Genomic DNA, 10,833 nt, shown 5'->3' on the forward strand with positions numbered 1-10,833 from the left:
AATGCGCGCCGACAAGACCGACCAGAGCTTCACTTCAATGATCTATCTGGCCGCGGCCGCGATAAACTCCAGATGAATCCCAACAGACCCTAGCTGAACATCTTGTTGAGCTCGCCGCCGGGATAGCCGCTCCCGAGTTCCGCGAAGGTGCCCTTCTCCGCCATTTCCTTGGCGGCCCGCATGAAGCCGCCCCAGGCGGCGCGTGCGAGCGAGCCGCCGACGCTGATCCGGCGCACACCGAGATCGGCCGCTTCCTGCAATGACAGCCCGGAGCCGCCGATCAACAGGTTGAACGGTTTGGGATGAACCGCCTTCACCACCGCGGCGATGTCCTCACGGCTCTTCAGGCCCGGCGCGTAAAGGCAATCGGCGCCGGCATCGGCGTAAGCGGCGAGCCGGTCGATAACGAGCTTGAGGTCCGTCACGCCCCACAGATATGCCTCGCAGCGGCCCACCAGCAGGGTGTTGCTGTCACCGATCGCCTTGCGCGAAGCCCTGATACGCTCGACCGCGAGCGCGCGCTCGTAGATCGGCTTGTCCTTGTCGCCGGTAGAGTCCTCGATCGAGAGACCGGCAACGCCGGTGCGCACGCAGCGCTCGACATTGTCCGCGACCTTGTCGGGTTCGACCGCGAAGCCGCCCTCGAAATCAGCATTGACGGGGATGTCGACGGAGGAGCTCAATGCTGCCAGATGCTGACAGACGTCCTCGACCGAGACGCGGTTGTCGGCCTTGCCGACGGTCCATGCAAAGCCCGCGCTCGACGACGCAAGCGCCTTGAAACCGAGATGCTGCAACGCTTTGGCGCTGCCGACGTCCACCGGATTGGGCAGGATGAAACAGCCGCTCTCGTGCAGCTTCCTGAAGGTCGCGCGCTTGTCAGCAATTGTCACCTGCATGTTTTTCTCCCTTGTTGGTCGCGCAGAGATGGGGACGTGCCGCCGCGAGCGCTAGTGCGCGTCGTGCACCGCGCGGCTGTCCTTCGGCGCCTGCTCGCGATCATTCATGCTGTAGTCACGGATGACGCTGGCGATACGCAAATGATAATCGGCGAAGATTTTTGCGCGGCCCTTCGCTTGCGTGCGCCGGTGCTCCATCGTGTTGCGCCACGCCTGAACCGCCGCCTCATCCCGCCAGAACGACACCGACAGGATCTTGCCCTTGTCGGTCAGGCTCTCGAAACGCTCGACCGAGATGAAGCCGTCGATGGTTTGCAGGATGGGCTTGAGGTCGGCCGCGAGGTCGAAATAATCCTGGCGGTGTTCCGGCTTCGGCCAAACCTCGAAGATCACGGCAATCATGGGCATCTCTCCTGTCATTGATGGCCTACAATACCACCTACAAGATCACTTGGCGCAAAAACGTGCGCTCTTCGGCGAGGATGAATTTGTGCTCCTCGGCGAAGTGGAAGTTTGCCATGCCTTCGGTATCCTGACGCAGCCGGGCGCGATAGGCCTCGTATGCGGCCAGACTCTCGAAGGTGATCAGCGCAAACGCGATGTTGTTGGTGCCCTCGTGCGGCATGAAATAGCCGATCAAGTCGCCGCCGCATTTCGGGATGATGGTGAGCCAGCGCTTCGAATACTCCTCGAACTGCGCGCGCTTGAAAGGATCGAGCTGGTAGCGGATGAAGACAGTGACGGACATGATGAGCTCCTGACCTTTTTCTTCGTCATTGCGAGCGAAGCGAAGCAATCCAGAGTGCCTCCGCGGGGACATGCTGGATTGCTTCGTCGCTTCGCTTCTCGCAATGACGACGTGGTGAAAGAATACGCGCTTGCCCGACCGCGATGCTTCGGCTATCATCGAAGTATGAAATCAGGCCCAGACATTGCCATGATCGCCTCGCTGGTCGGCGACCCCGCCCGCGCCAACATGCTCACGGCGCTGATGAACGGCCGCGCGCTCACCGCGAGCGAGCTGGCGCAGGAGGCCGGCATCACGCCGCAGACCGCAAGCTCGCATCTTTCCAAGCTTGAGGCCGGTGGCCTCATCGAGCCGGAGAAGCAGGGCCGCCACCGCTACTATCGCCTCACCGACGACGACGTCGCTGGCGTGCTCGAAGGCCTTGCGGGCCTCGCCGCGCGGACCGGCCATATGCGGGTGCGCACCGGGCCGAAGGATCCGGCGCTGCGACGTGCGCGGATCTGCTACGACCATCTCGCCGGCGATCTCGGCGTGCAGATGCTCGACACCCTGCGCGCGCAAAACCTGGTCAGGCAGAAGAAGCAGGACATCGAGCTGACGGCGGAGGGCGAGCGCTTCCTGGCCAAGCATTTGCAGATCTCGCCCGACATGCTCACCCATCCGCGCCGGCCGGTCTGCAAGGCCTGCCTCGACTGGAGCGAGCGGCGCCACCATCTCGCCGGCACGCTTGGTGCCGCCATGATGCAACGTTTCGCCGAGCTGAAATGGGCCGCCCGCGACGCCACGCCCGGCAGCCGCGTGGTGAATTTTACGCGCAACGGCGAGAAGCAGTTTGCGGCGTTGTTCGGTGATGGGCGGGAATAAACACAAGTCCGTGTGAACGACGTCTCTCGTCGTGGCCGGGCTTGACCCGGCCATCCACGCGTTTATGCGAACGATCGTTCCCTGACCTTCAGAGACTCCCATGAACCGCTTCGCTTTGGCCGCGCTCGCCGCCGCCCTCATCGCCTCTCCGCTTACCTCCACTCGCGCCGCGGACACCGCCTCGCGCGAGCCCTACGGCATCGCGCTCGAAGGCTTTGCCTATCCCTACCCCGTGCAATTGCTGCCTGTGACCAATGACGGCGAGCAGCTCAGCATGGCCTATATGGATGTTGCGCCTGCGCGGCCGAACGGCCGCACCGTCGTGCTGCTGCATGGGCGCAATTTCCCGTCGAGCTATTGGGCGCCTGTCATCAAGATGCTGAGCGAGGCCGGTTTCCGCGTCGTGGTGCCGGACCAGATCGGCTTCGGCAAATCCTCCAAGCCGACGGGTGAGCTGCATTTCGACACACTGGCACGCAATACGATGGCGCTACTCGATCATCTCAAGATCGAAAAAGCGGAGATCGTCGCCCATTCGCTCGGGGGCATGCTGGGCGTGCGCATCGCCCGCGCCTATCCCGACCGAGTCGCTCACCTTGTTCTGACGGCCCCAATTGGGCTGGAAGACTACCGCCTCTACGTGCCGCCGACACCGACCGAGAAGATTTTCCAGACCGAAGACAAGCTCACGGCCGAAGGCTATCGCAAGCAGCTCCAGACCAATTACGCGATCAAGCTGCCGCCGGACGCGATCACGCCGTTCATCGACGCCCGCTTCAACATCAAGGGCAGTCCTGATTATCCACGCTGGCTGCGCGCCTTTGTCAGCTCCGGCCAGATGATCTATCGCGAGCCGGTGGCGCACGAGGTCGCGCTGATCACCGAGCCGACGCTGTTCATCATGGGTGCCGACGACCACAACGCACCGGGCCGACCGAACGCACCGGAGGCGCTGCGCGCGAAAATGGGGCAGAACGCCGAACTGGCTAAGGCACTGGCTGCGAAGATGCCGAACGCGCGGGCCGAGGTGATCCCGGACACCGGCCATCTCGTCTTCCTGGAATCACCGGAGAAGTACAAGGAGCTGGTCCTGGGCTTTCTCGGCCGCTAACGCCATTGCCGTCGCCTGAGGCCGCCTGCGGGGAATGTTCATGCCGCATTCAGGTCATGATTGGCAGATTTGCGTCGCGTCGTGTCGGCATGTTGCGAGCTTTAACGTGTCGAATCGTGTCTTTTGATTCATTGTGCGTGATTCATTGTGCGCCGAAAGCGCCCAAGCCCTCCTAGAACCTGCCCCAATCCTGCCCGCCAAAGCTTGCCCCCAAAGCCTACCCCCAAAGACGAGAAGGAAGATCAGATGAAATACCTGTTTGCCGCCGTGATGCTCGCCAGCGCGGTCGTTGGTTTCAGCGAGGCGGCCAGCGCCGCCGGCGGTTGCGGCCCCGGCTGGTATCGCGGCGCCTATGGCGGTTGCCGCCCGATGCGCGGTCCGGTCGTTGTCCGCCCCCGTCCGATCGTGGTTGCGCCGGCCCCTGTCGTGGTCGTGCCGCGCGCGCGCGTGTGCCCCTACGGCTTCCGCTGGTACGCCGGCCGCTGCCGCCCGCTCTGATCTCGTTTTTTTCGCATAGCGAAATGGCCGCGCGACGAAAGCCTGCGCGGCCATTTTCTTTTTGAGACGTCTCCAAACAGTTGGTCCGCGTTCCCGCAAGCGGCTCCGAATCAAACGGGTATCGCAACCGCGATCCCCCCTCCCGACGTCGTTCGACGAGCGGTTACCAATGGCGGCGATGCCAGCGCCGGCGGCGCCAGCCCCAGTGACGGCGATGCCAGTGGCCGTGGCCGCGCCAATGCACCTGTTCCGGTTTCAACTGCGCCGCTTCATCGCTGCTGGTGACTGCGGGATGAGCGTCCGGATTGCGCTGCGGCATGCTGGGATCACCGAGCGGCTGCGGCGCAAGCGGCGCGGCCTGCGCGGCCGTGGTGAACGCGGCGGCTCCGGCAGCGACACCGATTGCAAATTTCAAAAAGTTCCGGCGCTCCATGGCATGTCCTCTGGGCTATCGAGCAAGTGATGCAGAGGCAGTGTCGTGGCCACGACATGAACCAAAGCTGAATCCCGCATTCAGGTTAGTTGCGAAGTGAGAGGTTTCGTAGCGCCGACGCCGGACTACAACGCCGGTGCGCTATTTCCCAAACTCCTGCGCCAGCACCAGCGTTTCGCGCGTGCGCTTCACGTCGGGCCAATCGCGGTTGAAATCGGCGACCAGCTGCTTCAAGGCATCGCCCTTCAGCATCGCCGCGAGCCTGGCCTCGTCGTCGAACTGATACATCGCCTGATGCAGCGACGGGTCGTCCAGGCTCCAGAACCGCCACGCCTTGCTCACACCGAACGCCTTCACCGCGTCGGGCAGATGTTCCGTCTCGTACCATCTGTCGAAGGCGGCGCGCTTGCCGGCATCGGAGACGGTGGCACGAACGACGAAGAAGGCTGACGGCATGGGAGTTCCTCCTGTTGGTCGGCGTGAGACTAGCCGGTTACGTCGCCGACGACAAAAGAGTTGGCATCGCTGTCGGAACGCATCCGCTTCATCCGTCCTATGCCCAGACAGCACGGAGACACCACATGGCCGACCTCACCCTGACCACCTTCGATTGGGTTCCCGAGATGCCGCGCGGCTTCGTGCGGGATCTTCGCGTGCGCTGGGCCCTTGAAGAAGCTGCCTTGCCGTATCGCGTTGCGAGCGTGCCGTTCGGTGACCGCGACGCTGCGCATTTCGCGCACCAGCCCTTTGGGCAGGTGCCGTGGCTCACCGACGGCGACATCTCGATCTTCGAGAGCGGCGCTATCCTGCTCCATCTCGGCGAACGCAGCGCAAAGCTGATCCCGACTGATCCGCGCGGCCGCAGCGAAGCGATCGCGTGGGTGTTCGCCGCACTCAATTCGGTGGAGATGCCAAGCCTGCCGTGGTCGATGCTGAAGTTCATGGGCGATGCGGGCGATACGCCGGCGTGGAAATTCGTGGACGGCTTCCTCAAGCTCCGCCTCAAGCATCTTGAGCCCGTGCTGGCCGGCCGCGAATGGCTGGCGGGCTCCTTCTCCATCGCCGACATCCTGATGTCGGACGTGCTGCGCCCCGTCGATCGCTTCGACGGTTTGGCGGAACATCCGGCCTGCCGCGCCTACGTCACTCGCGCTACGGCGCGCCCCGCCTTCGTCAAGGCCCGCGCCGACCAGATGGCGCATTTCGCCGCGGCGGACGCCGTACGATCTGCGTGACGTGCCTCACATAACTAGCCCGGCATTGGCCATACGATCGCGACCATCGGAACGAAGCAAACGGCTTCAATTATCAGGGCGGAAGGTGACACATGGCCCGCATCGAATATCTCAAAGACCAGCTTGCCCGCGCCGAGCGCCTGGCAAAGGCGATCCTCGACCAACAAACCGCGCAACGCCTTCAGGCGCTCGCAGCCGAATGCCGCACGGAGTTGCAGGTGCTGACGCACAGGGCCGCGGCGTAAGGCAGTTCGTTACACGAGCTTCATCGGCGTATCGGCGACCACGCGAAGGTCGAAGCTGCTGATCAAAGCTGAACGGCGCGCCTCCGCAGCACCGATGGCCTCGTCAGTCTGTCGCAGCGTACTGACGTTCGAGCCGAGCGAGACGATCCCGCCGAGCACGAGAGCTACTGATCCAAGCGCGGCGGTCTGACCTGTACCGAACAGACCGAGGATCGTGATCAGCAACAGTGCAGCCCCGCCACCAATGGCGATCTTGGACGCCAGAATATACTTCCGGCATCGCTCGGCAATCTCGGCCAGCGCCGCGATCCGGTCTTCAAGGTCTGAAATCTCGTCGGTCGGATCGTCTTCGGTCATCGGATTTCAAAATTTGGGAAGCTCGATTGCGAATAAAGCCTAACGGCAAAGTCCTTCGCTTAGCTAGGTAGCTTGCCCCCAACCGAATTATAGAATTCCGCAAGTTGGTTCGCTAACAGTGAGGCCAACAAATCTTCCATCTTCGAAACATCGATCCGGCCTCCGCCGCGAAAGACCAAATCTGCTTCATCCAACGCGTCAAAATAGGGCTTTCGGTTGTCGATGATTTGATCTGGTATCGTTGGCGTGCCTGGCAGAACCGCACCAGCGCGAACCGAAAGCACAACATATGAGACAATTCGGGAGGTACGACCGTTCCCGTCCGCGAACGGATGAATCCAGTTTAGCCGCCACATGACGTAAGCGGCGAGATGGATCGGCGTGCTAGCTTCCCAGTGATCATTGACGTAGTCGCACATGTCCTCAACGAGTTCGGGGACCAGATGTGCACCGACGGGCTCATGCTTACTTCCCTCGATGGCAACACCACTGGGGCGATAATTTCCAGCATAGGAGCTGATGCCTGCTAAGGCTTCTCGCTGCAAACCGAGGATGAGTGAGGGGCGGAGCTTGAATGAGCCCCGCTCAAGGGCCGTATGGATCGCACCAATGGCTGCGTCGTATTGGCGGAACCCGTTCCGAGCTTCCGCAGCGGCCTTCTGCTGAGGATCTGTAATTAACTCAGGTTCGAGCGCACGGCTATCGCGCCGTTCGCGCTCTTCGCTTGTCATTTCTTTTCCTTGGCCAATTTTTCGGCCTCACGGTCCACCATTTCGCGCGTAATAAGCGAATTCTCGAAATGGGTGTTGCCATATACGAAGCTGCGCCGCTGCTCCTCCCGGTGTTCCGGGGACGGATTGGCGGTCTTCGCAGCTTCGATTAGTTTCTTGAGAGCGTCAGTCATCGCACCAATATAGTCGAGTCCGTTCAGGGGCACCACGCGATTTTGTACAGAATAGCCGCTGTAAGTTCCTCACAACGGCAAATTGTCGTGCTTCTTCGCAGGCGTTTCCACCTTCTTGTCCTTCAGCATCGACAACGCCCTTGCAATCCGTTTTCGCGTCGAGTGCGGCATGATGACGTCGTCGATGTAGCCGCGCTCGGCGGCGATGAACGGCGACAGGAAGCGGTCTTCGTACTCCTTGGTGCGGGCCGCGATCTTGTCGGGGTCGCCGATGTCGGCGCGGAAGATGATCTCGACCGCGCCCTTGGCGCCCATCACCGCGATCTGGGCGGTCGGCCATGCATAGTTCATGTCGGCGCCGATCTCCTTGGAGGCCATGACGTCGAAGGCGCCGCCATAGGCCTTGCGGGTGATGATGGTCACCAGCGGCACGGTGCACTGCGAATAGGCGAAGAGCAGCTTTGCGCCGTGCTTGATCAAGCCGCCATATTCCTGCGCGGTGCCCGGCAGGAAGCCCGGCACATCCACGAAGGTGACGATCGGGATGTTGAAGGCGTCGCAGAAGCGGACGAAGCGCGCCGCTTTCCGCGAAGCGTCGCTGTCGAGCACGCCGGCCAGCACCATCGGCTGGTTGGCGACGAAGCCGACGGTGCGGCCCGCGATGCGGCCGAAGCCGGTGACGATGTTCTTGGCAAAAGCGTCCGCGATCTCGAAGAAGTCGCCCTCGTCCACGACCTTCAGGATCAGCTCCTTCATGTCGTATGGCTTGTTCGGATTGTCAGGGATCAGCGTGTCCAGGGACATGTCGACGCGGCCGATGTCGTCGAAGCTCGGCCATTCCGGCACGCCGTCGGTGTTGTTGGACGGCAGGAAGTCGATCAGGCGTCGCATCTGCAGCAGCGTCTCGACGTCGTTCTCGAACGCGCCGTCCGCGATCGAGGAGCGCGTGGCGTGCACCGAAGCGCCGCCGAGCTCTTCCGCGGTGACGACCTCGTTGGTGACGGTCTTCACCACGTCCGGGCCGGTGACGAACATGTAGCTGGTGTTCTTCACCATGAAGATGAAATCGGTCATGGCCGGCGAATAGACGTCGCCGCCGGCACACGGGCCCATGATGACTGAGATCTGTGGGATCACGCCCGAGGCGAGCACGTTGCGGCGGAACACGTAGGAATAACCGGCCAAGGCAGCTACGCCCTCCTGGATGCGGGCGCCACCCGCGTCATAGAGGCCGATGATCGGCGCCCGCGCCTTCATCGCCATGTCCTGAAGTTTTGTGATCTTCAGCGCGTGCGTTTCAGAGAGCGACCCGCCGAACACCGTAAAATCCTTGGCGAACACGAACGTCTTGCGGCCGTTGACAGTGCCCCAGCCGGTGACAACGCCGTCGCCGGGCACCTTGTTCTTCTCCATGCCGAACTCGGTGGAGCGGTGCTCGACGAACATGTCGAATTCCTCGAACGATCCCTTGTCGAGCAAGAGCTCGATGCGCTCGCGCGCGGTCAGCTTGCCGCGGGCGTGCTGCGCCTCGATGCGCTTCTCCCCGCCGCCGAGCTTTGCGCCGGCGCGACGGTCTTCAAGGGCGTCCAGGATATTCTTCATTTGCTCCCGCCAGTTCTTAGCCTAAATGCGATTGTCGGGGTTCTAACACGGCATTTTGCGGGCCGGGAAGCCGCTTTCGGCGCCGCAGAGCTGCCTTGCCGCAGCGCGAAAGCGCAAGGAATTACAAAGTTTTGCCTGGGAGGCGAGCATGACCGAAGGAACGGCTGAGACGGGCGCGGCGACGGGCGGCATCAACATCCTGCTGCGGCTGGAGGGCCTGACCTTGTTTGTGGGGATGGTGATGCTCTACTGGACCTGGGACGGCTCCTGGGCAGTCTTTGCCCTGCTCTTCCTGGCCCCCGATCTGAGTTTTCTCGCCTATCTTGCCGACGCCAAATTCGGCGCGCTGGTCTACAACGCCGCCCACAGCTACATGGCGCCGGTCGCGCTGATGACGCTTGGCTTCGGCCTCGCCTCGCCGCTCACCCTGTCCATCGCCTTGATCTGGCTCGCCCATATCGGCCTCGACCGGGCGCTCGGCTATGGCCTGAAATATGCGGCCGGGTTCGGCTTCACCCATCTCGGCCGGATCGGCCGGCAGAAGGACGCCTGACCCACTCCGCGGTCCGCAAAATTTGGCGGGCCGGCCCGGTTGACCGGGCCGGCCGATTCAGGCTTGCTCCGGGCTCACGATCAGGCGCCGAGTGTTGCGTGAGCCCAGTCGGTACGGCGGCGGTCATCATTTCCGGCTGCAAGCATCACCCCATGTCCGCGACGGTCGTTCCCCTGCCGCCGAACTCATCGTCCGAAACCACCGACTTCCTGCGGCGTATGGCCAGCATGGTGTCGGGGCGGAACGGCGAAATGCTGCTGCGCGCGGCCGCGCTGATCGAGTCGCTGGCGCAACGGGCGATGTCGGCGGAACGCCTCTATCACCAAGAGCACGAAGAGAACACACGCAACACCAAGCTGCGCGAGGCCGGTGAGATGGCGTCCGACGCCATGGTCAAGCAACCGGCATCCAGTTCGCCGCCTACATCCCGTTCTATCCGGATTGCTCGACGACCTACCAGAACGATAGCGAGGTCGCCGCGCGCCCGATCCGCATCTTCCACGGCACGCCGGACGACTACAATTCCGTCAAGAGCTGCAAGGCTTTCGTCGAGCGGCTCAAGACAGCCGGTCGCGATGTGGTGTTGACCGAATATCCCGACAGCGCGCACGGTTTTGACAGCGGGCTGCTCGGCGTCAATACGGTCGCCGTGTCCACTGGCGCGCAAACCGTGCGCAGCTGCCAGATCAAGGAAGGTGACGGCGGCGTGCTCATGAACGCCGACACGAAAGCACCGTTCACCTACAAGGATTCCTGCGTCGAACTCAATCCGCATGTCGGCGGCAATCCCACAACTGCCGCCGAGTCGCGCAAGGCCGTAGAGGAGTTTTTGCAACTGTTGTTCAAACTGGGTTAGGCGCGTCTGTTCGGCCTGCATGGTTCGAGACGCGCTGTAAGGCGGCGCTCCTCACCACGAGGGTCTGATATATCGCCGCGAAACAGATCCTCATCCTGACGGCCCGTCAAAGACGGGCGTCTCGAAGGATGGCCGCATTAAAACGGCCAGCTCTACGGCTCACCCGGCTTGAACGGCTCCTGCTTGTCCGGCGGCACCGTCTCCTCGGCAATTGCGAGCAGCATCGCGACCATCACGTAGTTGCCGGCGACCGTGGTGAGGTCGACGATCTGCTGATCATTGAAGAGCTTCCCGGCGCGCGCATAGGTTTCGTCGCCGACCTTCCTGGTTGTGGCGTGAGCGACGGCAGCCAGAGTGGCGCTGAGTTCATTTTGTCCTCCCGGTTTTTTTGTTGACCCGCGGGATGCTAGTCGAGCCGCTTCAGCGCGGTAGCGCTAGGGTCTGTTGGGATTCAGGATTCTCATCGGGGCTTGGTTGTGATTCAAGCTTGGGATGGACCGATTCGTTTTGACTGATGCCCAATGGGCG

16 protein-coding genes and 2 pseudogenes are annotated in these 10,833 nt (G+C 62.4%); 9 read left to right on the plus strand and 9 right to left on the minus strand.

Annotated features, from left to right (window positions below; translation table 11 throughout):
• Positions 1-89 precede the first annotated feature (89 nt).
• The 3 genes from ABIB06_RS38480 to ABIB06_RS38490 are packed head-to-tail and all read right to left on the minus strand — an operon-like array spanning position 90 to position 1,647.
• On the minus strand, positions 90-899 hold the full coding sequence (locus ABIB06_RS38480) for an isocitrate lyase/PEP mutase family protein (protein WP_354053360.1): 810 nt from the start codon (positions 897-899) through the stop codon (positions 90-92).
• A gap of 51 nt (positions 900-950) precedes the next feature.
• Complete coding sequence (locus ABIB06_RS38485) at positions 951-1,301, minus strand: antibiotic biosynthesis monooxygenase family protein (RefSeq protein ID WP_007603077.1); 351 nt, start codon at positions 1,299-1,301, stop codon at positions 951-953.
• 37 nt (positions 1,302-1,338) lie between these two features.
• Positions 1,339-1,647: an NIPSNAP family protein gene (locus ABIB06_RS38490; protein WP_247341245.1), complete on the minus strand. Its 309-nt coding sequence runs from the start codon at positions 1,645-1,647 to the stop codon at positions 1,339-1,341.
• Between the two features lie 165 nt (positions 1,648-1,812).
• Here ABIB06_RS38490 and ABIB06_RS38495 point away from each other — a divergent pair, with 165 nt between their 5' ends.
• From ABIB06_RS38495 to ABIB06_RS38505, 3 genes are all read left to right on the plus strand, one after another.
• Complete coding sequence (locus ABIB06_RS38495; RefSeq protein WP_354070382.1) at positions 1,813-2,511, plus strand: metalloregulator ArsR/SmtB family transcription factor; 699 nt, start codon at positions 1,813-1,815, stop codon at positions 2,509-2,511.
• A 100-nt stretch (positions 2,512-2,611) separates the two neighbouring features.
• Positions 2,612-3,622, plus strand: a complete 1,011-nt coding sequence (locus ABIB06_RS38500) for an alpha/beta fold hydrolase (protein WP_354053362.1) — start codon at positions 2,612-2,614, stop codon at positions 3,620-3,622.
• 246 nt (positions 3,623-3,868) lie between these two features.
• Positions 3,869-4,120 (plus strand): GCG_CRPN prefix-to-repeats domain-containing protein, encoded by a 252-nt coding sequence (locus tag ABIB06_RS38505; RefSeq protein ID WP_354053363.1) that lies wholly within the window; start codon positions 3,869-3,871, stop codon positions 4,118-4,120.
• Between the two features lie 163 nt (positions 4,121-4,283).
• Here ABIB06_RS38505 and ABIB06_RS38510 read toward each other — a convergent pair whose 3' ends face one another.
• On the minus strand, positions 4,284-4,553 hold the full coding sequence (locus ABIB06_RS38510; protein ID WP_354053364.1) for a twin-arginine translocation signal domain-containing protein: 270 nt from the start codon (positions 4,551-4,553) through the stop codon (positions 4,284-4,286).
• A gap of 141 nt (positions 4,554-4,694) precedes the next feature.
• Positions 4,695-5,009: a hypothetical protein gene (locus ABIB06_RS38515; protein ID WP_354053365.1), complete on the minus strand. Its 315-nt coding sequence runs from the start codon at positions 5,007-5,009 to the stop codon at positions 4,695-4,697.
• Between the two features lie 125 nt (positions 5,010-5,134).
• On the opposite strand from ABIB06_RS38515, the gene ABIB06_RS38520 reads away from it, so the two are divergent.
• Complete coding sequence (locus ABIB06_RS38520) at positions 5,135-5,788, plus strand: glutathione S-transferase family protein (protein ID WP_247445955.1); 654 nt, start codon at positions 5,135-5,137, stop codon at positions 5,786-5,788.
• A 92-nt stretch (positions 5,789-5,880) separates the two neighbouring features.
• Entirely contained in the window at positions 5,881-6,033 is a 153-nt protein-coding gene (locus ABIB06_RS38525; protein WP_247445956.1) for a hypothetical protein, read from the plus strand.
• 9 nt (positions 6,034-6,042) lie between these two features.
• Here the strand turns inward: ABIB06_RS38525 and ABIB06_RS38530 are convergent, their stop codons facing one another.
• Genes ABIB06_RS38530 through ABIB06_RS38545 form a run of 4 tightly spaced genes read right to left on the minus strand, consistent with a single transcriptional unit; the run spans position 6,043 to position 8,896 of the window.
• A complete protein-coding gene (locus ABIB06_RS38530; RefSeq protein WP_354053366.1) occupies positions 6,043-6,390 on the minus strand; it encodes a hypothetical protein in 348 nt (115 codons plus the stop codon).
• A gap of 59 nt (positions 6,391-6,449) precedes the next feature.
• Positions 6,450-7,121 (minus strand): Fic family protein, encoded by a 672-nt coding sequence (locus ABIB06_RS38535; RefSeq protein ID WP_354053367.1) that lies wholly within the window; start codon positions 7,119-7,121, stop codon positions 6,450-6,452.
• The gene (locus ABIB06_RS38540) at positions 7,118-7,330 is read right to left on the minus strand and encodes a hypothetical protein (RefSeq protein WP_247341278.1); all 213 of its coding nucleotides are present in this window, start codon (positions 7,328-7,330) and stop codon (positions 7,118-7,120) included. Before ABIB06_RS38540 ends, ABIB06_RS38535 begins: the two co-directional genes overlap by 4 nt.
• A 33-nt stretch (positions 7,331-7,363) precedes the next feature.
• The gene (locus ABIB06_RS38545) at positions 7,364-8,896 is read right to left on the minus strand and encodes an acyl-CoA carboxylase subunit beta (RefSeq protein ID WP_007603066.1); all 1,533 of its coding nucleotides are present in this window, start codon (positions 8,894-8,896) and stop codon (positions 7,364-7,366) included.
• Between the two features lie 148 nt (positions 8,897-9,044).
• On the opposite strand from ABIB06_RS38545, the gene ABIB06_RS38550 reads away from it, so the two are divergent.
• The 4 genes and pseudogenes from ABIB06_RS38550 (at position 9,045) to ABIB06_RS38565 (ending at position 10,700) form a co-directional block, all read left to right on the plus strand.
• Positions 9,045-9,449, plus strand: coding sequence for a DUF4260 domain-containing protein (locus ABIB06_RS38550; RefSeq protein WP_354053368.1), 405 nt, complete (start codon positions 9,045-9,047; stop codon positions 9,447-9,449).
• 152 nt (positions 9,450-9,601) lie between these two features.
• Positions 9,602-9,850: pseudogene (locus tag ABIB06_RS38555) on the plus strand (hypothetical protein); the annotation flags it as partial.
• Positions 9,850-10,305: pseudogene (locus tag ABIB06_RS38560) on the plus strand (dienelactone hydrolase family protein); the annotation flags it as partial. The pseudogenes ABIB06_RS38555 and ABIB06_RS38560, both read left to right, overlap by 1 nt.
• A gap of 128 nt (positions 10,306-10,433) precedes the next feature.
• Positions 10,434-10,700 (plus strand): hypothetical protein, encoded by a 267-nt coding sequence (locus ABIB06_RS38565; RefSeq protein ID WP_354053369.1) that lies wholly within the window; start codon positions 10,434-10,436, stop codon positions 10,698-10,700.
• The last annotated feature ends 133 nt before the right edge of the window (positions 10,701-10,833 follow it).

This window comes from Bradyrhizobium sp. LB8.2 (assembly GCF_040548035.1).
Classification (GTDB): domain Bacteria; phylum Pseudomonadota; class Alphaproteobacteria; order Rhizobiales; family Xanthobacteraceae; genus Bradyrhizobium.